The organism is Streptomyces sp. NPDC054794 (assembly GCF_053611585.1).
This window is the reverse complement of record NZ_JBSHAQ010000003.1, coordinates 109379-130811: the sequence shown is the minus strand read 5'-3', so window position 1 is coordinate 130811 and position 21433 is coordinate 109379. Positions and strand designations below refer to the sequence as shown.

General features: G+C 72.2%; 21 protein-coding genes and 1 tRNA gene. 8 read left to right on the top strand and 14 right to left on the bottom strand.

The annotated features are described in order from the left end of the window. Position 1: 1 nt before the first annotated feature. The 5 genes from cbiQ to ACWGKT_RS04270 all read left to right on the top strand — a co-directional run bounded on the left by cbiQ (position 2) and on the right by ACWGKT_RS04270 (position 3918). Complete coding sequence (cbiQ, locus tag ACWGKT_RS04290; RefSeq protein WP_453272407.1) at positions 2-763, top strand: cobalt ECF transporter T component CbiQ; 762 nt, start codon at positions 2-4, stop codon at positions 761-763. Further along, positions 751-1548, top strand: coding sequence for an energy-coupling factor ABC transporter ATP-binding protein (locus tag ACWGKT_RS04285; RefSeq protein ID WP_453272406.1), 798 nt, complete (start codon positions 751-753; stop codon positions 1546-1548). The genes cbiQ and ACWGKT_RS04285 overlap by 13 nt, the downstream gene beginning before the upstream one ends. Before the next feature lie 10 nt (positions 1549-1558). Beyond that, entirely contained in the window at positions 1559-2050 is a 492-nt protein-coding gene (locus tag ACWGKT_RS04280) for a MarR family winged helix-turn-helix transcriptional regulator (RefSeq protein ID WP_453272405.1), read from the top strand. Positions 2051-2188: 138 nt separating this feature from the next. Then, the gene (locus ACWGKT_RS04275) at positions 2189-2674 is read left to right on the top strand and encodes an organic hydroperoxide resistance protein (protein ID WP_453272404.1); all 486 of its coding nucleotides are present in this window, start codon (positions 2189-2191) and stop codon (positions 2672-2674) included. Between the two features lie 74 nt (positions 2675-2748). Further along, entirely contained in the window at positions 2749-3918 is a 1170-nt protein-coding gene (locus ACWGKT_RS04270; RefSeq protein WP_356145984.1) for a serine hydrolase domain-containing protein, read from the top strand. A gap of 29 nt (positions 3919-3947) precedes the next feature. Here the strand turns inward: ACWGKT_RS04270 and ACWGKT_RS04265 are convergent, their stop codons facing one another. The 6 genes from ACWGKT_RS04265 to ACWGKT_RS04240 form a co-directional block, all read right to left on the bottom strand. Then, a complete protein-coding gene (locus tag ACWGKT_RS04265; protein ID WP_356145981.1) occupies positions 3948-4223 on the bottom strand; it encodes a DUF1876 domain-containing protein in 276 nt (91 codons plus the stop codon). A gap of 86 nt (positions 4224-4309) precedes the next feature. Continuing rightward, on the bottom strand, positions 4310-5200 hold the full coding sequence (locus ACWGKT_RS04260; RefSeq protein WP_453272403.1) for an NAD(P)-dependent oxidoreductase: 891 nt from the start codon (positions 5198-5200) through the stop codon (positions 4310-4312). Between the two features lie 86 nt (positions 5201-5286). Then, on the bottom strand, positions 5287-6132 hold the full coding sequence (locus ACWGKT_RS04255; protein WP_453272402.1) for an EamA family transporter: 846 nt from the start codon (positions 6130-6132) through the stop codon (positions 5287-5289). Beyond that, positions 6129-6650 carry a YbaK/EbsC family protein gene (locus tag ACWGKT_RS04250; RefSeq protein ID WP_356145975.1) on the bottom strand — a complete coding sequence of 174 codons (522 nt, stop codon included), beginning with the start codon at positions 6648-6650 and terminating at the stop codon, positions 6129-6131. The genes ACWGKT_RS04255 and ACWGKT_RS04250 overlap by 4 nt, the downstream gene beginning before the upstream one ends. Before the next feature lie 123 nt (positions 6651-6773). Then, positions 6774-9002, bottom strand: a complete 2229-nt coding sequence (locus ACWGKT_RS04245; protein ID WP_453272401.1) for an MMPL family transporter — start codon at positions 9000-9002, stop codon at positions 6774-6776. A gap of 129 nt (positions 9003-9131) precedes the next feature. Continuing rightward, the gene (locus ACWGKT_RS04240) at positions 9132-9734 is read right to left on the bottom strand and encodes a TetR/AcrR family transcriptional regulator (protein WP_453272400.1); all 603 of its coding nucleotides are present in this window, start codon (positions 9732-9734) and stop codon (positions 9132-9134) included. Between the two features lie 178 nt (positions 9735-9912). On the opposite strand from ACWGKT_RS04240, the gene ACWGKT_RS04235 reads away from it, so the two are divergent. Continuing rightward, positions 9913-13146 carry a S41 family peptidase gene (locus tag ACWGKT_RS04235; protein WP_453272399.1) on the top strand — a complete coding sequence of 1078 codons (3234 nt, stop codon included), beginning with the start codon at positions 9913-9915 and terminating at the stop codon, positions 13144-13146. A gap of 87 nt (positions 13147-13233) precedes the next feature. Here the strand turns inward: ACWGKT_RS04235 and ACWGKT_RS04230 are convergent, their stop codons facing one another. From ACWGKT_RS04230 to ACWGKT_RS04215, 4 genes are all read right to left on the bottom strand, one after another. Then, entirely contained in the window at positions 13234-13440 is a 207-nt protein-coding gene (locus tag ACWGKT_RS04230) for a hypothetical protein (protein ID WP_453272398.1), read from the bottom strand. Positions 13441-13551: 111 nt separating this feature from the next. Further along, complete coding sequence (locus ACWGKT_RS04225) at positions 13552-14436, bottom strand: SDR family oxidoreductase (protein ID WP_453272397.1); 885 nt, start codon at positions 14434-14436, stop codon at positions 13552-13554. Further along, positions 14433-15389, bottom strand: a complete 957-nt coding sequence (locus tag ACWGKT_RS04220; RefSeq protein WP_453272396.1) for an alpha/beta fold hydrolase — start codon at positions 15387-15389, stop codon at positions 14433-14435. Before ACWGKT_RS04220 ends, ACWGKT_RS04225 begins: the two co-directional genes overlap by 4 nt. Then, the gene (locus ACWGKT_RS04215) at positions 15386-16912 is read right to left on the bottom strand and encodes a flavin-containing monooxygenase (RefSeq protein ID WP_453272395.1); all 1527 of its coding nucleotides are present in this window, start codon (positions 16910-16912) and stop codon (positions 15386-15388) included. The genes ACWGKT_RS04220 and ACWGKT_RS04215 overlap by 4 nt, the downstream gene beginning before the upstream one ends. 186 nt (positions 16913-17098) lie before the next feature. On the opposite strand from ACWGKT_RS04215, the gene ACWGKT_RS04210 reads away from it, so the two are divergent. Continuing rightward, positions 17099-17719, top strand: coding sequence for a MerR family transcriptional regulator (locus ACWGKT_RS04210; RefSeq protein WP_356146086.1), 621 nt, complete (start codon positions 17099-17101; stop codon positions 17717-17719). Positions 17720-17745: 26 nt separating this feature from the next. Here the strand turns inward: ACWGKT_RS04210 and ACWGKT_RS04205 are convergent, their stop codons facing one another. Further along, positions 17746-18549 (bottom strand): exodeoxyribonuclease III, encoded by an 804-nt coding sequence (locus ACWGKT_RS04205; RefSeq protein WP_453272394.1) that lies wholly within the window; start codon positions 18547-18549, stop codon positions 17746-17748. A gap of 68 nt (positions 18550-18617) precedes the next feature. Between ACWGKT_RS04205 and ACWGKT_RS04200 the strand changes: the two genes are divergently transcribed. Further along, positions 18618-19094, top strand: coding sequence for a GNAT family N-acetyltransferase (locus ACWGKT_RS04200; RefSeq protein ID WP_453272393.1), 477 nt, complete (start codon positions 18618-18620; stop codon positions 19092-19094). A 95-nt stretch (positions 19095-19189) separates the two neighbouring features. Here the strand turns inward: ACWGKT_RS04200 and ACWGKT_RS04195 are convergent. The 3 genes from ACWGKT_RS04195 to ACWGKT_RS04185 all read right to left on the bottom strand — a co-directional run bounded on the left by ACWGKT_RS04195 (position 19190) and on the right by ACWGKT_RS04185 (position 21431). Further along, positions 19190-19263 (bottom strand) — tRNA-Ala (locus tag ACWGKT_RS04195). Positions 19264-19362: 99 nt separating this feature from the next. Then, positions 19363-20595: a divisome protein SepX/GlpR gene (sepX, locus tag ACWGKT_RS04190; RefSeq protein WP_453272392.1), complete on the bottom strand. Its 1233-nt coding sequence runs from the start codon at positions 20593-20595 to the stop codon at positions 19363-19365. Positions 20596-20780: 185 nt separating this feature from the next. Further along, the gene (locus ACWGKT_RS04185) at positions 20781-21431 is read right to left on the bottom strand and encodes a GNAT family N-acetyltransferase (RefSeq protein WP_453272391.1); all 651 of its coding nucleotides are present in this window, start codon (positions 21429-21431) and stop codon (positions 20781-20783) included. Positions 21432-21433: the final 2 nt, after the last annotated feature.

Below are 21433 nucleotides of genomic sequence, written 5' to 3'. Positions count from 1 at the left end.
CATGGGTGCCGGACACGCGCACAGGCTCTACCGGCACGGGCACTCCCCCGTGCACGCCCTGCCGCCGCACACCAAGCTGGCCGCCGTCTTCGCGTTCGTGGTGGTCGTGGTGTCGACCCCGCGCGAGGCGGTGTGGGCCTTCGGGCTGTACGCCGTACTGCTCGCGTACGTGGCGTACCTCGCGCGCGTGCCCGCGGGCTTCCTGCTCAAGCGGCTGCTGATCGAGGTGCCGTTCGTCGCGTTCGCGGTGCTCATGCCGTTCGTGGCGGAGGGCGAGCGGGTCCACGTCCTCGGCCTGTCGCTGAGCGTCAACGGCCTGTGGGGCGCCTGGAACGTGCTCGCCAAGGGCACCCTGGGCGTCGCCGCCTCCGTACTGCTGGCCGCCACCACCGAACTGCGCGAACTCCTCCTCGGCCTGCAGCGGCTCAAGCTCCCGCCGCTGCTGGTGCAGATCGCGTCCTTCATGATCCGCTACGGCGACGTCATCACCGACGAGATGCGCCGGATGCGCATCGCGCGCGAGTCGCGCGGCTTCGAGGCGAGGGGCGTGCGCCACTGGGGCGTGCTCGCCAAGTCCGCCGGCGCGCTGTTCATCCGCTCCTACGAGCGCGGGGAGCGCGTGCATCTGGCCATGGTGAGCCGGGGGTACGCCGGTTCGATGCCGGTCATCGACGAGGTGACCGCGTCCCGGGCGCAGTGGTCGTACGCCCTCGCCCTCCCCTTCGCCGCCCTTGTCGTCTGTCTGCTGGGATGGGCCCTGTGACTGCTGCCGTGACCGATGTGTCCGCCGTGCCCGCCTCACTGGCGGTCTCCGGCCTCGCCTTCGCCTACCCCGACGGCCATCAGGCCCTGTTCGGCGTGGACTTCTCCCTCGCGCGCGGGGAGCGCGTCGCGCTGCTCGGCCCGAACGGCGCCGGCAAGACGACGCTCGTGCTGCACCTCAACGGCATCCTGAGCGGCGGCGCCGGGACGGTGACCGTGGCCGGGCTGCCGGTCGGCAGGAAGCACATGGCCGAGATCCGGCAGAAGGTCGGCATCGTCTTCCAGGACCCGGACGACCAGCTGTTCATGCCGACCGTGCGCGAGGACGTGGCGTTCGGCCCGGCGGCCGCCGGGCTGAAGGGGGCCGCGCTCCTGGAGCGGGTGCGTACGGCCCTGGAGCGGGTCGGCATGCAGGACTTCGCCGAGCGGCCGCCGCACCACCTCTCCTTCGGCCAGCGCCGCCGCGTGGCCGTCGCGACCGTGCTGGCGATGGAGCCGGAGATCCTCGTCCTGGACGAGCCCTCCTCCAACCTCGACCCGGCCTCCCGCCGTGAACTGGCCGACATCCTGCGCTCGTTGGACGTCACCGTCCTGATGGTCACGCACGACCTGCCGTACGCGCTGGAGCTGTGCCCGCGCTCGCTGATCCTGAGCGACGGCGTGATCGCGGCGGACGGTCCGACGGACGAACTGCTGTCCGACGACGCCCTGATGAGCGCCCACCGACTGGAGCTGCCCTTCGGCTTCGACCCGCGGTCCGTGGCCGCCCGGCCCGGCCGTCCCTGACAATGGGCGCGTGACGAACGAGGGCCACGGGGACAACGCGGGCGCGGACACCCCGGCGGCCGACTCCCCGCGCCTCGACGACCAGCTGTGCTTCGCGCTGTACGCCGCCCAGCGCGCCGTGACCGCCGCGTACCGCCCGCTCCTCGACGACCTCGGCCTCACCTACCCGCAGTACCTGGTGCTGCTCGTGCTCTGGGAGCGCGGCGAGACCACGGTGAAGGAGCTGGCGGCCGCCCTGCGGCTGGACTACGGCACGGTGTCACCGCTGCTCAAGCGGCTGGAGAGCGCGGGCTACGTACGCCGGGAGCGCGCCGAGCACGACGAGCGTTCGGTGCTCATCACGTACACCGAGCGCGCGGAGGAGCTGAGGGAGCGGGCGGCACGGGTGCCCGGCGCGCTGCTCACGGCGACGGGGCTCGGCGGGGCGGAGGTCGTGCGGTTGCGCGAGGAGTTGCGGCAGCTCGCGCAGCGGGCGGAGGCCGCGGCCGACCGCACGCGCTGAACGCCGCGTGCACCCGGTTACCCCCGGTCTCACCCCCTGACGTGGATCACATCCTTACCGGTCGGTACCTTGTGCGCGATGTACTTGCACGCACTTGTATTGCCTGCCGTCGCCTAACCCCCTGAGGGAGGTCCCGCCATGCTCGAAGGCCGCGCCGTCGACACCGCCGCCGACACCGACAGCGACACCGCCGCGATCGACACCCGTCCCACGAAGATCATGTACCTCGCCGAGGCGACCGCGCACGGCGGCCGGGACGGCTATGTGACCAGTCAGGACGGGCAGATCGACCTGAAGGTGGCGATGCCGCCGGAGCTGGGCGGCGACGGCAACGGCACCAACCCGGAGCAGCTGTTCGCCGCCGGCTACAGCTCCTGCTTCCACAACGCGCTGATCCTGGTCGGCAACCGCGCCGGCTACGACCTGACCGGCTCCACGGTCGCCGCGAAGGTCGGCATCGGCCCCAACAAGACGCGCGGCTACGGCCTCGCGGTCGCCCTCAGCGTCTCCCTCCCGGTCCTCGACGAGGAGATCGCGGGCAAGCTGGTGGACGCGGCCCACGAGGTGTGCCCGTACTCCAACGCCACCCGAGGCAACATCGACGTAACGATCCTGCTCGGCTAGCGGCGCAGAGGAATCCCAGGCTCGGGGTGGTTGTTCCACCCACTGTCGAAGGCGAGCTGAAGGGAGCCGCGGGCGTGGACGTGAACGGCACAGTGGCCGAGGGCTTCGAGCCGGTCCGGGACGCGTTCGTGCGCAACTTCGAGCTGCTCGGCGAGCGGGGCGCGGCGGTCACCGTCTACCGGGACGGCCGCCGGGTCGTCGACCTGTGGGGCGGCACCGAAGCCGTCGACGGCACCGGTCCCTGGCAGCGGGGCACCGCGCAGATCGTGCGCTCCGCGACCAAGGGCGTCGCCGCCGCCGTACCGCTGCTGCTGCACCAGCGCGGAGAGCTGGACCTGGACGCGCCGGTCGGTGCGTACTGGCCGGAGTACAAGACGGCGGGCAAGGAGCGCACGCGGGTGTGGCACCTGCTCGCGCACCGGGCCGGCGTTCCCGTCCTGGACCAGCCCCTCACCCCCGAGCAGGCCGCCGACCCCGACCTCGGCGCGCGGGCCGTCGCGACGCAGGCGCCCGCCTGGGAGCCGGGCACGGATCACGGCTACCACGCGCAGACCTACAGCTGGCTGACGGGTGAACTGGTGCGCCGGGTCACCGGCCGGCCGATCGGTAAGTGGATCGCGAGCGAGATCGCCGGTCCGGCCGGGGCGGACCTGTGGCTCGGGCTGCCCGAGACGGAGGCCGGCCGCGTCGGCCGGGTGGGCCCGATCGAGGCCCCGGCGGCCGGCGGGCTGAAGACCCGGCCCAAGCGGGCGGTCTCGGACGCCTACGCCGACCCCGAGTCGCTGACCCGCCGCGCCTTCGCCGTGATCACCCCGCTGCCCGACGAGAACGACCCCGCCTACCGCGCCGCCGTGCTGCCCGCCTCCAACGGCATCGCCACGGCCGACGGGCTGGCCCGGTTCTACGCCGCGCTGATCGGCGAAGGAGACGGCGGCACACGGCTGTTCAGCCCCGAGACGGTGGAACTGGCCCGGGGCGAGCGGTCGGCGGGCCCGGACCGGGTGCTGGTCGTGGGCACGCGGTTCGGCCTCGGCTACATGCTGCACGGAGCGGCTTCCCCGCTCCTTTCCCCCGCCTCCTTCGGGCATCCCGGCCGGGGCGGCCCGCTCGGCTTCGCCGATCCCGAATCGGGCATCGCCTTCGGCTATGTGACCAACGGCTTCCGCAAGAGCGTGACCGCGGACCCGCGGGCGCAGGCGCTGGTACGCGCGGTCCGTACGGCCCTGGACGCGGGCGCGCGCTGAACCGCGTCACCGCCTCCGGCCGAATCCGCTCACACGTGGATCGGGTGCGAGGTCCGCCCGGACTCCGCGTCTATCTCCCCGTGTGCCTTGGTCAGCAGTTGCATCGCCAGTTCGTTGAGCGCCCGCGCTCCGGCGATCTCCTCGCCGACCCGTGGCTGATTGGAGTCGGTGTGATGCCGGGTGGCATGCCCGTGCGCCCGTACCTCCGAGCTGTCGGGCAGCCGCACCAACGCGACCGCACGCGTGTGCTCGTCGTCCTCCTGGAACTCCAGCTCGACATGCCAACCCACAGTGGTGTGCGTCATCTGGACCACCTCCGGAATTACTGCTTCCAGGGTGCGCCTCAGCGCCTCCGGCGTCACGTCGGCGGCCGTGGTCCACCGCGGCGATTTCAGGAGGCGGGTTCCTCGTCGAAGCTCGCGAAGTACGCGGCGGCCATGTCCTCGTCGGCGTGCCCCTGCGCGGCGGCCCGGGCGAAGCGCTCGGCGGACGCGGCGGCGACGTCGAGGCGGACGCCGTGGGTCTCGCCGGCCCGGACGATCAGCCGCGCGTCCTTTTCGGCGGTGCCCACCGCGAACTGTGCCGGGGTCAGCCGACCGTCCAGGACGAGCCCCGCCTTGGCCCGCAGATAGCCCATGTCGAGCGGGCCGCCCGCGATGAGGTCGAAGAAGTTCTGCGGATCGACGCCGAGTGCCTGAGCGAGGGCGAGGACCTCGCCGGTGGCCGCGGTGGCCGCGAGGACCCAGCTGTTGGCGACCAGCTTCAGCCGGGTGGCACCGGCCGCGGCCCCGTCGTCGCCGCTCCACACGGTGTGGGCGCCGACCGCCTCGAACACCGGCACGACCGCCGCCCGGCCGTCCTTGGGGCCCGCGGCCAGCACGGTCAGCTGCCCGGCCTCCGCCGGCTGCCGGGTGCCGAGCACCGGGGCGTCGTAGAAGACGAGCCCGTGCTCGTCGGCGAAGGCGGCCAGTTCGGCGACCGCCTCGATGCCTGCCGTCGTCGACTGCATCCAGGCGGCGCCGGGGCGCAGCGCGGGAGCGGCCTCGCGCATGACCTGAAGGGTGACCGGGCCGTCGTACAGCATGGTCAGGACGACGTCGGCGCCCAGGACCGCCTCGGCGGGGCTGCTCGCGACATGGGCGCCGTCGGCGGCCAGCGGCTCGGCCTTGGCTCGGCTGCGGTTCCAGGCGCGGACGGTGTGCCCGGCCTTCATGAGGTTGCGGGCCATCGCGGCCCCCATGATCCCGGTGCCCAGGACGCTCACGGTGAGCTTGTCTGTCATGACGTCAACTTCCTGATCCGTGCGGTCGGTACGGCGCTTCGGCGGGCCGCCCAGGCCATGTTCCCCCAGCCCGCCGTCCCGTACCGCTAACCGGCGTGCAGCATCAGCCCGATCCCCGCCACCAGGAGCCCCGCGGCGGCGATCCGGGGCGCACCGAACCGCTCCTTGAAGAACAGGGCCCCGATCGCCGCGCCGACCAGGATCGACGACTCCCGCAGGGCCGCGATCGGCGCCAGCTCGGCCCGGGTCTGCGCCCACAGCACGAGCCCGTACGCGCAGACCGACAGGACGGCGCCGAACAGTCCGAGCAGCGCGTACGGCCGCAGGCGGGCGACGGTCTCGCCGCGCCAGCGGCCGACGGCGTACGCCGGGATCGCCATGCCCTGGATCACCATCAGCCAGGCGGTGTACCCGACGGGGGAGCCGGAGGCGCGGACGCCGAGTCCGTCGACGACGGTGTACGCGGCGATGGACAGCCCCGTCGCCAGGGCGGCCCCGATCGCGGCCCAGTCGGGCCGGCGCCCGCGCAGCCCCCACAGCGCGACACCGGTGATGCCGGCACAGGTCAGCGCGATCCCGGCGGCTCCCCAGCGGTCGGGCACCTCGTGGGCGAAGACGGCCGCGAACACGGTGACGGCCAGCGGGGCGCTGCCGCGGGCGATGGGGTAGGCCTGCCCGAAGTCGCCGAGCCGGAAGGACGTCATCAGCAGGACGACGTACAGCAGGTGGATGAGGGCCGAGGCGATCAGGTACGGCCATGCCCCGCACGCCGGCAGCGGCGCGAACGGTGCGGCGGCCAGGCCGATGAGCACACCCCCGGCCAGGATCAACGTGAACCCGACCAGCTTGTCGGTGATCCGGTGGGCGATCGCGTTCCAGCAGGCGTGGGTGACCGCGGCGAGCAGGACGGCCGCGGTGACCAGCGGCGTCACGAGGTGCGCTCGCGCACGTCCACCAGGGTGCCGCCCGCGTGGGCGATCAGCGTCTTCGGCTCCATGGGGAAGACCGTGTGCGGAGTGCCCGCGGCGGCCCACACGAGGTCGTGCTCCAGCAGCGACCGGTCGGCCAGCACCCGGGTCCGGGTCCGGTGCCCGAAGGGCGGCACGCCCCCGATCGCGTACCCGGTCGTCTCCCGTACGACGTCGGCGGCGGCCCGGGTGACCTTCTCGGCGCCGAGCTCCTCGCGGACGCGCTCCACGTCCACCCGGGAGGCCCCGTCCATGAGCACCAGCACCGGGGCCTTGTCCACGGTGAAGATCAGGGACTTGCAGATCTGGCTCAGCTCGCAGCCGACGGCCGCGGCGGCCTCGGCCGCGGTACGGGTCGCGTCCGGGAAGCGCCGGATCCGGGAGTGGAGTTCGCCGAGGCCCAGTTCTTCCAGGGCGGCGGCGAACCGGGGGTGGGCTCCGGAGCCCTCGTCATCGGCGTCAGTGGCGGCTGTCGTCGTCATGCCCGGCACGCTAGCGGTACGGGTACGAGGCAGGCGAACGGGTTTACCGCGGGAAAGTGGCCGGTGAGGGCGCCCCGTCCCCACGGATCCCTCACCGGCCGGTCCTTCGGTGGAAGCGGCGCGTCAGGCGCGCACCAGCTCCCGGTCCACGTCCCCGTCCCGGGGGCGGTCCTCGTCCCGCGTACGCAGGCCCTCGCCCTCCACATCGACGTTGGGCAGTGCGCGGTCCAGCCACTTCGGCAGCCACCAGGCCTTCTTGCCGAGCAGCGCGAGCACCGCCGGGACGATCGCCATCCGGACGATGAAGGCGTCGAAGAACACCGCGACCGCCAGCCCGAAGCCGATCATCTTGATCATCGACTCGCTGGAGCCGATGAAGCCGGAGAAGACCGCGATCATGATCACCGCGGCGGCGGTCACCACCCGGGCTCCGTGCTTGAAACCGGTCACCACGGCCTGGCTCGGCTTCTCCCCGTGGACGTACGCCTCCCGCATCCGGGTCACGAGGAACACCTCGTAGTCCATGGCGAGACCGAAGACCACGCCGACCATGAAGATCGGCATCATCGACATGATCGGTCCGGTCTCCTCGACGCCCATGAGTCCGGACAGCCAGCCCCATTGGAAGACCGCGACCACGGCGCCGAGGGCCGCCATCACGCTGAGCAGGAAGCCGAGGGCCGCCTTGAGGGGGACCAGGATCGAGCGGAAGACCAGGATCAGGAGGAGGAAGGCCAGTCCGACGACCAGCGCCAGGTACGGGACGAGCGCGTCGTTCAGCTTCTGCGACGTGTCGATGTTCATCGCCGTCGTGCCGGTGACCAGGACCTGCGCGTCCGTGTCGGCCTTGATGTCCGCGCCCTTGTCGCGGATCGCGTGCACCAGGTCCTCGGTGGTCGTCGAGGACGGCTTGGACTTCGGGATCACGGTGATCGTCGCGGTGTCGCCGGCCTCGTTGGGCGCGGCCGGGGTCACCGTCACGACGTCCTTGAGGCCCTTGATCTCCTTGCCGACCTCCTTGAAGGCGGTCTTGGGGTCGTCGCTGCCCTTGGCGTCGACCACGACCATCAGGGGGCCGTTGAAGCCGGGGCCGAAGCCGTCGGAGAGCAGGTCGTAGGCGCGGCGCTGCGTGGTCGACGTCGGCTGGGAGCCGTCGTCGGGCAGTCCGAGTTCGAGAGAGGCGGCGGGGACGGCCGCGGCACCGAGGCCGACGACGCCCAGCAGCAGGACGGCGACCGGGCGGCGCACGACGAAGCTCGCCCAGCGGGTGCCCATGTTCGGGCGGCCGGCCTTGTGGGGGTGCTTGGCCTTGCGGCCACCGCCCAGCAGCTTGCTCTTCTCGCCCGCCGGGCGCACCTTGCGGCCCGCGTAGCCGAGCAGCGCCGGGATGAGGGTGAGCGCGATGAGGACCGCGATGGCGACCGTGCCCGCGGCGGCCACGCCCATCTTGGTCAGCATCGGGATGTTGACCACGGACAGGCCGACCAGGGCGATCACCACGGTCAAGCCCGCGAAGACGACCGCTGAGCCCGCCGTGCCGGCGGCCCGCCCGGCCGCTTCCTCGCGCTCGCGGCCCTCGGCCAGTTCGGCGCGGTAGCGGGAGACGATGAACAGGGCGTAGTCGATGCCGACGGCGAGGCCGATCATCGAGGCCAGGGTGGAGGTGGTGGTGCCCAGGTCCAGGGCGCTGGCGAGCGCGGCGATGGTGGAGACGCCGATGCCGACGCCGATGAGGGCGGTGACCAGCGGCAGTCCGGCCGCGAGCAGCGAGCCGAAGGTGATGACGAGGACGACCGCGGCGATGGCGATGCCGATGACCTCGGTGGCGCCGGTCTCGGGCGCGGCGGTCAGCGCGTCACCGCCGACCTCGACGGTCAGCCCGGCGCCCCGCGCGGCCTGCGCGGCCTCCTTGAGGGCGTCCCGCGTGGAGTCCTTCAGCTCCATGCCGGAGACCTTGTAGCGCACCGAGGCGTAGGCGACCGTGCCGTCCTTGCTGACGGCCCTGGTCTTGTAGGGGTCGTCGACCAAGGCGACCTCGGAGCCGTCCTTCAGCTCCGCGACCGTCTTCTTCACGATCTTCTTGTTGGCGGCGGCCGTCATCTTCTCGCCGCTCGGCGCCCTGAAGACGACACGTGCGGTGGCGCCGTCGGCGGTCGTGCCGGGGAAGCGCTGTTCCAGCAGGTCGAAGGCCTTCTGGGACTCCGTGCCGGGAACGGAGAAGGAACTGTTTCCGGCCGCGGGCGCACTCGCCGCGCCGACGCCCGCCAGTGTCAGCAGCGCCACCCATATGAGGGCGACGAAGTGCCGTCGCCGGAAGGCGAGTCGGCCCAGTTTGTAGAGGAACGTGGCCACGAGGGCGTACTCCCGATCAGTCGTGGGGTGTTCAGGGCAGGGTTGATCAACCCCGTGGGTGGCAGGGGTGACCGGCCCGACGACGTGAGCGGTGACGTCAGGTGGGGCTGCTGGGACTACGGGGAAGTGTCAGTGAGTGGGGGCGCCGAGGGCGGGGAGCACAACGGCGTCGATGTACGACAGCAGGAACGCCTGTGTCGGCGGCTGCTCGTCGATCAGGGTGCGGGCGGCGAACCCGCCGATCATCATGTGCATCACGTAGTCGATCGCGGGGTTGTCCGCACGGACCTCGCCCCGGTCGACCGCCCGTTGCAGCACGGTCCGGAACTCCGCCGTCTCCGGCTCGATCAGGTGCTCCCGGAACGCCTTCAGGAGGTCCGGGTTGCCGTGGATCGCCATGGCCAGACCCCGCATCAGCGCGGAGTTCTGCTCCATCTCGCAGTCGTCCGACCGCAGGGTGAGGGCGTGCAGATCGCCCCTGAGCGACCCGGTGTCGACCTCGTCGGCGGAGCCGCCCGGCTTGTTGTGCCGCACCGCCTTCGCCACCAGTTCGGCCTTGCCGCCCCACTGGCGGTAGAGCGTGGCCTTGCTGGACCGCGTGCGAGCGGCCACGGCGTCCATGGTCAGGGCGTCGTAGCCGACCTCGCGGAGCAGGTCGAGCACGGCCTCGTACAACTCGGCCTCGCGCTCCGGCGTGATACGACTGCGGCGCGCTGTCGCGACCTCGGTCATCTCTCCCACCTTCCCGCTTCGACGTTCTGCGTCGAACGACACCGTTTCGTACGACACGAATGTAGCGCAGGCTCCTGCGAAACGAAACAGTTTCGTACGTGTCCTGGGTCACGCCGTACCGAGTCGCCCGGACCTGTCACGAGTTGCTCCACTCCATCCCCGGGAAAAGCATGGGTAGGTGAGCTATCTGCGCATGCCGCATCTCAGCGGCGAACAGCTGTGCTTCGTGGCGGAGGACGATCTCTGGCTGGCCCCCCTCGACGCCCCGGGCCGCGCCTCGCGGCTCACCGTGGACCGCGCCAAGACCGGCCACCCCCGCTTCTCCCCCGACGGCAGCCACATCGCGTACACGAGCTGGCGCAGCCTCGCGCCCGAGATCCACCTGGTCGGCGTGGACGGCGGGCCCGGGCAGCGGCTGACGTACTGGGGAAGCGCCGACACCCGGGTCTGCGGCTGGACCCCGGACGGCGAGATCCTCGCCGTCGCCTCCCACGGCCAGCCCTTCTCGTACTTCACCTGGGCCTACAAGGTCGCCACCGACGGCGACCCCGGCCGCCAGCTCCCCTGGGGACCGGTCTCCGACATCCAGGTCGCCGACCTCGACGAGGGGCACCGGACCCTGCTCCTGACCGGCACCCCGCCGCACGAACCCGCCTCCTGGAAGCGCTACCGCGGCGGCGCCATGGGCCGGTTGTGGCTGCACGGGCAGCGGCTCCTTGAGGGCATCGGCGGCCATCTGGACTCCCCCATGTTCGTCGGCGGCCGGATCGCCTTCCTCTCCGACCACGAGGGCGTCGGCAACCTCTACTCCTGCGCGTACGACGGCACCGACCTGCGCCGTCACACCGACCACGACGCCTTCTACGCCCGGCACGCCGCCAGCGACGGCACCCGGATCGTGTACCAGTGCGCGGGCGACCTGTGGCTCGTGGACGACCTGGCGCCGAACGCGGTGCCGCACAAGCTCGACGTGCGCCTGTCCGGCCCGCGCGCGGGGCGCCGCCGCTACCAGGTGCCGGCCGCCCAGCACGTGGGCGGACTCTCGGTCGACGAGACCGGACGCGCCAGCGCCGTCGTCGTACGCGGCAGCCTGTACTGGCTCACCCACCGCGACGGCCCCGCCCGCACCCTCACGGACACGCCCGGCGTCCGCGTCCGGCTGCCGGAGATGCTCGGCTCGACCGGGCAGGTCGCCTACGTCACCGACGCCGAGGGCGAGGACGCGATCGAGATCGCCTGCCTGCCCCGGGCCACCGGCGACCGCCCGCCGCGCCGGCTGGCCTCCGGCGAGCTCGGCCGGGTCCTGGAACTGGTATCGGACCCGCTGGGCGAACGCCTCGCCATCGCCGCGCACGACGGCCGACTGCTGCTGCTCGACGCGACCGAGGACTCGGGCGGCGAGGTCACCGAGCTGATCCATTCCCTCAACGGGCCCGTGCGGGACCTGGCCTTCGCGCCGGACGGCTCCTGGCTGACCTGGTCGCACCCGGGGATCGGCCGGACGCTGCGGCAGATCAAGCTGGCCCGGATCAAGGACCGGCTGATCGTCGACGTCACCAACGGCCGCTTCGAGGACGAGAACCCGGTGTTCACCCGGGACGGCCGCTATCTGGCGTTCCTGTCCTGGCGCGGCTTCGACCCGGTGTACGACGTGCACACCGGCGACCTGTCCTTCCCGCTCGGCTGCCGCCCCTACCTCGTCCCGCTGTCCTCGGCCACCCCCTCCCCGTTCGCCCTGAACCCGGAGGGCCGGCCGGCCGCCGGGGGCCTGGATCCCCTGGAGGACGAGGACACCGGTGACAGCAGCGCGGTGACCGTGGAGACCGAGGGACTGGAGAACAGGGTCACCCCGTTCCCGGTCTCGGCCTCCAAGTACTCGGGGCTGCACCCGGTCAACGGTGGCGGTCTGGTCTGGCTGCGCTGGCCGATCTCGGGCGCGCTGGGCGAGACGTTCGCGAACCCCAGCGACCCCAGCGAGCGCCCCACCCTGGAGTACTTCAACCTCACCAAGGCGAAGAAGTCCGAACTCGTGGCCCACCTGGACTGGTTCAGGGTCAGCGGCGACGGGACCCGGCTGGTGGTCATGGACGAGGGCGACCTGCGGGCCGTGCCCTCCACCGAGTCCGGCGACAGCGACACGACCACCTGGATCGACCTGCGCCGGATCCTGCACTGGGTCGACCCGCCCGCCGAATGGCGCCAGGCCTACGACGAGGCCGGCCGCCTCATCCGGGCCTACTTCTGGGATCCCGGGATGTGCGGCATCGACTGGGACGCGGTCCTCGACCAGTACCGGCCGCTGGTCGAACGGGTCGCCTCCCCCGACGAGTTCGCCGACCTGCTGCGCGAGGTGCTCGGCGAGCTGGGCACCTCCCACGCCTATGTCACCGCCGCCCGCCGCAACGAGGGCCCGCCCAGCTACCAGCGCTACCAGGGCCTGCTCGGCGCCAACCTCGTGTGCCGGGACGGCGGCTGGGTCGTCCGGCGGATCCTGCCCGGCGACTCCTCCGACTCCAAGGCCCGCTCCCCGCTGGCCGGTACCGGCATCCGCGAGGGCGCGGTGCTCACCCACGTGGACGGCCGGCCGGTGGATCCGGTGACGGGACCGTATCCGCTGCTCGCCGGCTCCGGCGGTACGACCGTGGAGCTGACGTTCGTCCCGGCGGAGGGGGAGGCCGGGCGGGCGCGGCGGGTCGCGGTGCTCCCGCTGATCGACGAGCGGCCGCTGCGCTACCAGGACTGGGTGGCCAAACGCCGCGCGGTGGTCCGGGAGTCGAGCGGCGGCCGGTGCGGCTATCTGCACATCCCCGACATGGGCGGCTCGGGCTGGGCCCAGTTCAACCGCGACGTGCGCATGGAGGTGTCCCGGCCCGCGCTGATCGTGGACGTGCGCGGCAACGCGGGCGGGCACATCAGCGAGCTGGTCATCGAGAAGCTGACGCGGGTCATCCTCGGCTGGGACCTGACGCGCAACGCCCAGCCGGTGTCGTACACCTCGAACGCGCCCCGCGGCCCGATCGTCGCCCTGGCGGACGAGGCGACCTCCTCCGACGGCGACATGATCACGGCGGCCTTCAAGCTGCTCAAGCTCGGTCCGGTCGTCGGCCAGCGCACCTGGGGCGGCGTGGTCGGGATGACCGGGCGGCACCGGCTGGGCGACGGCACGGTGATCACGGTGCCGATGAACGCGGCCTGGTTCGACGCGTACGGCTGGTCCGTGGAGAACCACGGTGTCGCCCCCGACCTGGACATCCTGCGCACCCCGCTGGACTGGGCGGAGGGCCGCCATGTCGAGATGGACGACGCCGTGCAGCTGGCCCTGGACCTGCTGACCACGAACCCGGCGGCGACCCCGCCCGACCTCAGCGACGTACCGGACCGCTCCCGGCCGAAGCTGCCGCCGCGGGCGTAGCGAGGACCGGGAAAGACACGGACGGACATGGAAAAGGGTGCCCCTCGTCAGGGGCACCCTTTCCGGCCGACGGCCTACCGCACTGCGTCAGGCGTCATAGTCCCGGTCGAGGCGGTCGCGCATCTCCATGTCCGTGTCCTCGCCCTGCTGGTGGGCACGGTCACGCGGCTGCTGGCCACGCTGCGGCTGCTGCTGACCCCGCTGGGGCTGCTGCTGGGCGCGCTGGCCGGCCTTCTCACGGGCCTGGCCCGCCTTCTGCTTGCCCTGGTCCTGGTGCTGGTCCTTCATACCCATGAGGGTTCACTCCCGTGGTGGGTGGGGGAAACGGCCCCGGGATCGGCCCCGCGACGGGGCCCGGTGGGGCCTCGACCAGATTCACACGGCCGGACACGCTCCGCATGTCGATCAGTCACGGTGCGTAGCACGCGCCTGTTCGTCGGCCTCTCCGCCCGCACCGACCAGCCCCGTGCGCATGCCGCGCAGCCGCGGCGCGAACCGCCGCATCTCGCGCCCGCCCACCGTCCCGATGAGCCCCGGCAGATACCCGCGCACCCCCTGCATGCCGCGCAGCCACCGCTGCCCGTACACATGGCTGGAGCGGCGCTCGATCCCGGCGACGATCCGGTCCACCGCCGGGCCCAGCGGATAGGTCTTGTTGGCCGGCCAGGGCAGCCGCTGCCGCAGCTCCCGCATGACGTCGTCCTGGTCGGCACCACGCACCATGTCCGTGTCGGTCCACGACAGATACGCGACGCCGACGCGCACGCCCTCGTGGGCGACCTCGGCGCGCAGGCAGTGCGCGTACGCCTCCACGCCCGACTTGGACGCGCAGTACGCCGTCATCATCGGCGCCGGGGTGATCGCGGCGAGTGAGGCGACCTGCAGCAGATAGCCGCGGCTCTCGGTGAGCACCGGCAGGAAGGCGCGCGCGGTCACCGCCGAGCCGATCAGGTTGACCTCGATCACCCGCCGCCAGGCCTGCGGATCGGAGTCGACGAACGGACCGCCGTTCGCCACACCGGCGTTGGCGACGACGATGTCGACCTTGCCGAAGCGCTCCTTGACCTCGTGCGCCACCCGGGCCATCGCCTCGTGGTCGGTGACGTCGGCGTACCAGTGGTCGCTCTCGCTGTGCAGCCGCCCGGAGACCTCCTTGAGCGCGTCCGCCTCCAGACCGACCAGCGCCACCTTGGCGCCGCGCGCGGAGAGTTTGCGGGCGAGCAGCTCACCGACACCGCGCGCGGCTCCGGTGACGACCACTACCTGTCCTTCGAGGCCGACCCTGCTCATGCGCCCTCCTTGATGTGTGCGTACGTGGCGACGAGTTCCCGGATCTTCCCGGTGACCAACTCGGGTGCCTCCACCGGTGTCATGTGGCCGAGCCCGGGAAGCTCGGTCATGCCGACGCACGCCGGAAGCGCGGCGACGAGCGCCCGCGCGTGCACCGGTGGCGTGAGCCGGTCGGCGGTGCCGACGACGACCGCCGTCGGCACCTTCAACTCCCGTACGCCCTGGTCGAGGTCGAGCCGCTCCAGCACCTTCGACCAGGCGTGCCGCACGGTGCGCGGGCAGGCGTGCACGATCCGCGCGCAGGCCTCGACCATGTGCGGGGCGGAACCGGCGCCCATCGTGGCGTACTTGAGGATCCGCTTGGCGACGGGAGTGACCGGACCGAGCGGGGCGGACGATCCGAGAACGCGCGCGGTGAGCCAGGTGCGCAGGCGGCAGGCGCGCAGCGGCACCACACGGGACTCCGCGACGAGCCGCGAACTGCCCGTGCTGCACAGCAGGACGGCCACCGCGTGTTCCCGGAACCGGGGGCGCGCGGAGGCGGCCATCACCGTCATCCCGCCCATGGAGTGCCCCACGACGACGGCCTTCTCGCCGGCCGCGAGCGTGTGGGCGAGCACCGCCTCCAGGTCGTCCGCGAGCGCCTCGGTCGTGCAGGCGGGGCTCGCCGGGCTGTGCCCGTGGCCCCTCTGGTCGTACGCGATGACCCGGTGATCCGCGGCCAGGTCCCGGATCTGCGCCGCCCAGAAGGCGGTCGAGCAGGTCCAGCCGTGGGCGAGGACGACGGGGGGCGCGTCCTCGGGGCCGTGCACCTCGACGTGCAGGCGGGCGCCGTCGGCGGAGACGGCGGTGAGTTCGCGGGCGGGGGCGGGCGGGGCGTAGGGGCCGGTGGCGACGGGGGTCCCCCCTGCTCGAGCGGAGCCGAGAGCTTGGGGGCGGGTGAGCCGGCTCATGCCGCCACCTCCGCGCCCTCGCCGAGGGTGTCGCTCTCGGACGCCCTCTTCGCCTGCGGGCGGAGCACCTCGTACTCCGCGAGGTCCACCCGTCGTGTGGCCCGCCGGAACTCGGAGGTCGTGCCGGGCCAGATGGTGGTGTTGCGGCCGCTCGCGTCCAGGTACCAGCTGGTGCAGCCGCCGGTGGACCACACTGTGCGCCGCATGCGCTCCTGCACCGTGTCGTTCCACGCCTGGACGGCACCCGGGCGGGCGTCCAGGGCGACTCGGCCGCCGAGCACACCGAGCTGCCGGACGAAGTCGGCCATGTAGTTCAGCTGGGACTCGATCATCAGGATCATGGAGGAGTTCCCGAGGCCGGTGTTGGGCCCGATGATCGTCATCCAGTTGGGGAACCCGGCGGCCGAGGCCCCGCGCAGGGCCTGCATCCCGCCCTTCCACTCCTCGGCCAGCGTCGTGCCCTGCGCCCCGACCACCCGCTCGGCGATCGGCATGTCGGTGACGTGGAAGCCCGTACCGAAGATGATCGCGTCGACCTCGGCCTCGCTGCCGTCGGCGGCGACGAGCGTCGAGCCGCGGATCTCGTCGAGCCCGCCGGCGACCACGTCCACATTGGCCTTGGCCAGGGCCGGGTAGTACGCGCTGGACAGCAGGATCCGCTTGCAGCCGATGCGGTAGTCGGGGGTCAGCTTGGCGCGCAGCGCCGGGTCCTTGATGGCGCGGGCCATGTTGCGCCGGGCCAACTGCTCGACGAAGCCGAGCTCGTCTGGGTGCTTGGTGAAGGCCTGGACCTGCAACTCCCGGATGCCCCACAGCAGTCCGCGCCGCAGTTGCGCGGTGAACGGCAGGGAGCGGTGCAGCAGACGCTCGGCGCCGCTGATGGCCCGATCGATGCGGGGCATCACCCAGGGCGGGGTGCGCTGGAAGAGGGTGAGCTTCGCGACCTCGGGCTGGATGGAGGGCACGATCTGGATGGCGGACGCGCCGGTGCCGACCATCGCGACGCGCTTGCCGCGCAGGTCGTAGTCGTGGTCCCAGCGGGCCGAGTGGAAGACCTTTCCGGGGAAGGAGTCCAGGCCCGGGACGTCCGGCGTCTTCGGGTCGGACAGCGGCCCGGTGGCGGAGACGACGACGTCGGCACTGAGCGCCCCGCTCGCCGTCTCGATGTCCCAGCGCAGCCGCTCCGGGTCCCAGGTCATCCGCTTCACCTCGGCGCCGAACCGGATGTGCGGCCGGAGGTGGAAGACGTCGGTGACGTGCTCCAGGTAGGCGCGGATGTGCTCCTGTCCGGAAAAGGTGCGCGGCCAGTCGGGGTTGGGCGCGAAGGAGAAGGAGTACAGGTGGGAAGGTACGTCGCAGGCGCACCCGGGGTAGCTGTTGTCCCGCCAGGTGCCGCCGACGCTGTCCGCCCGCTCCAGGACGACGAAGTCGGTGATCCCCTCGCGGCGCAACCGGACGGCCGCCCCCAGCCCGCCGAACCCGGATCCGATCACCGCCACCCGTACATGCTCGTGCTCGGCCATCCCGAAGCCTCCAGGCGTCGCATAGGACTCGTTGAACCGTGCCAGTGAACACTGGCGCAATGGGAGGGTAGAGCAGCTCCGTACCGATGGGTAGGGGTTGGGGAAAGGAAAGTTACCGGCGGTACAACATAGGCTGCAGGCGTGGCTGAAGACGGAGAACGACCCGGTGAGCAGCGCGAGTACCGGATGGAGGAGCTGGCGCGACTGGCCGGCATCACGGTGCGCACCCTGCGCTTCTACCGCGAGCGCAAGCTGATCCCCCCGCCGCGCCGCGAGGGCCGTATCGCCTGGTACGACGACCACCATCTGGCCCGGCTGCGCACGATCTCGGCGCTGCTGGAGCGCGGCCACACCCTCAGCGGCATCGCGGAACTCGCGGAGGCCCTCGACCAGGGCCGGGACGTCGCCGACCTGCTCGGCATCGGCGCCCCCACCGAGGAGGAGCCGGTCCGGCTGACCCCCGAGGAACTCGCCGCCCGCTTCGAGGGCGAGGTCACCCCGGAGAACCTCGGCGCGGCCATGGAACTCGGCTACCTGGGCACGGACGGCGACGAGATCGTCCACATCAGCCGCCGTCTGCTGGACGTGTCCTCCACGCTGGTCCGCGAGGGCATCCCGCTCGCGGAGGTCCTGGCGGCGGCCGGCCGGGTGCGCGAGCACGCGGACGCCCTGGCCGAACTCTTCACCGAACTCGTCCTGCGCCACGGCCCGGAGGAGGACCTGCAGCGCCTGCGCCCGCTGGCGGCCGGCGTGGTGGCGGCGGAGCTGTCCCTGGCCCTGGACCGGCGGCTGCGCAAACGCGCCTGAGCCGCAGGGGCGGCGCCGCCGTCGCCCTAGAGGCTGTAGACGACCGTCACCGGCGCGTGGTCCGACCACCGCTCGCCGTGCGTCGCCGCCCGCTCGACGAAGCCCTTGACCGCCTTGCCGGCGAGCCCGGGCGTCGAGACGTGGTAGTCAATGCGCCATCCCGTGTCGTTGTCGAAGGCCCGCCCCCGGTACGACCACCACGTGTACGGCCCCTCGACATCCGGGTGCAGGGCGCGCACGACGTCGACGTACCCGCCGTCGGCCGGGTCCAGGACGCTGCCGAGCCACGCCCGTTCCTCCGGCAGGAAGCCGGAGTTCTTGATGTTGCCGCGCCAGTTCTTGAGGTCGGCCTGCTGGTGGGCGATGTTCCAGTCGCCGACCACGAGGACCTCGCGCCCGTCGGCGGCGGCCCGCGCGCGCAGCCCCTTCAGGTGGGCGAGGAACTCGTCCATGAAGCGGACCTTCTCGTCCTGTCGCTCGGTACCGACCTCGCCGGCGGGGAGGTAGAGGGAGGCGACGGTGACCCCGGGCAGATCGGCCTCGACGTACCGGCCGCTCCCGTCGAACTCGGCCGACCCGAAGCCCACCTGGACGCGGTCGGGCTCGCGCCGTGTGTAGAGGGAGACGCCCGCGCGGCCCTTGGCGGCGGCCGGGGCGTGCACCACGTGCCAGCCTTCTGGCTGCCGCACACCCTCGGGCAGCTGCTGCGGCTCCGCGCGCACCTCCTGCAGGCAGACTACGTCCGCGGAGGTCTCGGCGAGCCACTCCACGAAGCCCTTCTTCGCGGCGGCCCGCAACCCGTTCACATTCACAGAGGTCACAGTCAGCACCAGGGCACGATACCGGCACACTGGACGAGGCACCGTCCATCCCTCTGCATAGAAGTACGATGATCAGCATGAACATACAGCGCGTCCCCTTCGACCACCCCGACGCCGTCCGGCTCAACGACGAGGTCCAGGCCGAGTACCACGTGCGCTACGGCGACGGCGGCGACGCCACGGCCCTGGACGCGGCGCACTTCGAGCCGCCGAAGGGCGTGTACCTGATCGCCTACGACGAGGACGGCCGCGCCGTGGCCACCGGCGGCTGGCGCAGCCAGGACGCGAACGGCGAGGGGCACGAGGACGGCGACGCGGAACTCAAGCGCATGTTCGTGATCGACGCGATGCGCGGCCGCGGCCTGGCCCGCCGCATGCTGGCGGCCCTGGAGGACGACGCCCGCGCGGCCGGCCGCGTCCGCATGGTCCTGGAGACGGGCACCAAGCAGCCGGAGGCCATCGCCCTGTACGCCTCCAGCGGCTACGAGCCGTGCGTCAAGTTCGGCTACTACCGCGGGTACGAGTCGAGCCGCTGCTACGCGAAGCTCCTGTAACCCGGATCACAGGCGGCCCACTTGGGCCGCCTGTGCCTCGACGCACACACGATGAAGCCCCTGTCGGCTACTGCCGACAGGGGCTTCATGCTGCGTGGACCTGAGGGGATTTGAACCCCTGGCCCCCTCGATGCGAACGAGGTGCGCTACCGGACTGCGCCACAGGCCCTTGCAACGAGTGAAACTTTAGCATCCCCGTCGGGGTGCTTGGAAATCCGTTCCCGGACTGGTCAGGGGCGGGGTCCGGCCCCGGCCGGCGCCGGGGACATCACTCGTTGGCCGCGCGCGGCCGGTCGCCGTCCTCGTACTGGTCGAAGAGCGGCGTGCGCCCGCGCTCCCGTGCCCGGCGCGCGGAGGCGGCGCGGCGTGCGTCGCTGCGGCCGCCCGCCGACTTGTCCTCGGCCGCGGGTGCCGGCTCCTGCTCCTCGGCCTCCCGCGCGCCCGGCTTCGCCGCCTGCTCGGCCTGGCCCGGCTGCTCCGGCCGCTCCGCGTGTTCCGGCGCGACGGCACTGGACCGCGCCGAACTCCACGCGTCGGGCGCCCCGAGGTCCACGTCCGAGGTGGCGCGCGGCGCGACCGGCGCGGTCACGTACGTCGGCAGGGGCACCGGCACCGGGTCCCAGCTGTCCCCCTGCCCGGGCCGCCGCTGCCGCTCGCGCTGCTGGTCGACCCACTCCGCGTGGTCGGTCTGCTCGACGAGGGCGCGCCGGTCGGCGGCGAGCGCGGACAGTTCGGTGTCGGTGTCGGCGTCGGTCTCTGGTCCCTCGTCCGGTTCGTCGGCGGCCACACCCTCGTCCAGCGGCGCGCGGCGGCGTGGCTGACGCTCCCGCAGCCGCTGCGCCGCGGCCTCGGCCCGGCGCCGGTCCATCTGGAAGGCGAAGCGCCGGCGTTCCTGGGAGCGCAGGTAGGCGATGTACCCGCTCAGGAGGACGGCGGGCACGGCAGGCGCCCACAGGAAGGAGAGCCCGCCGACGGCCGCGACGACGGCGCCGAGCGTGAAGACGATGAAGAGCATCACCGTGGTGCGCCGACGGCGCGCGAGCACCTTCGTCCGCTGGGCACGCGCCGCTGCCGCCTGCGGCGAGGGCGCGCGCCGGGCCGCCGGCACCCGCTTCTGCGCGGGCGAGGAGGGTGACACCGGGGTCGAGGCCGAAGGCGTCGGCGCGGAGGGGGACTTGGGCTCGGGTACCGGGGCCTTGGGCTCGGCGTCCGCCCGCACCTGACGGCGCGTCGGAGGCACGGCGAAGGCCCGGACGTCCACCGAATCGGTGACCGCGTCCGGGTCGGCGTCGGGCTCCCCCTCTTGGTCGGAGCGCGCCCGCAGGTCCTTGGCGTATCGGCGCTCCATCCCCGCCCGTCCGGACAGGAGCCGGATGGCCGTGCTGAAGCGTTCCGTCGGACGGGCCTCATTCAGCTCGTCCTGCCTACGGAGCCACATCGGCACCAAGTAGGCGGCCCAGGCCCCGACAATGACTGCGTAGATGAGGCCGCTGCTGCTCACGCCTCACACGGTAGAGGGGTTTGCGTGAGGCCATCTGCCAATTCGGCCGGTGTGTCGCACGATCTGGCTGATATTTCCAGCTTTTTTTCGACCGATGCGATCAGCGGGCCGCCGGAGCCGCGAATTCAATGGGCACGAGACGCTCATCCGGCGATCAATTTCGAACATACATTCAATTTCCCGGGCTACGAGGCATTCCCCGGAGTGCTCTGCGGATTCCGCGGTGTGTTGCGGGTGTCCGGCGTCGTCCCGGATCGTGCCCGCTGCCAACGGTTCAGCAACCCCTCGGGCGCCTCTTCCGCGGTGAGCGCGAAGACGAGGTGGTCGCGCCAGGCGCCGTCGATGTGGAGATAACGCGGCCGCAGCCCCTCCTCGCGGAATCCGAGTTTCTCCACCACCCGGCGGCTGGGCCGGTTCTCGGGGCGAATGCAGACCTCGATGCGGTGCAGACCGACCATGCGGAAACAGTGGTCCACCACGAGAGCGACGGCCGTCGGCATCACCCCGCGGCCGGCGACCGACTCGTCCACCCAGTAGCCGATGTGCCCCGAGCACATGGAGCCCCAGGTGATTCCGGCGACCGTCAACTGCCCGACCAGCTGCCCCTGGTACTCGATGACGAACGGCAGCATCCGGCCCGAGTGCGCCTCGGACCGCAGGTGCCGGACCATCTGCCGGTAGGTCGGCCGGTGCGCGATCGGCCCGCTGGGCGTGGGCGGCGGAATGGTCGCCTCCCAGGGACGCAGCCAGTCCCGGTTGCGCCGGTTGACCTCGCGCCAGGCCCGCTGGTCGCGCAGCTTTATCGGCCGGAGGACGATGTCGCCGTCCGCCAGCACGA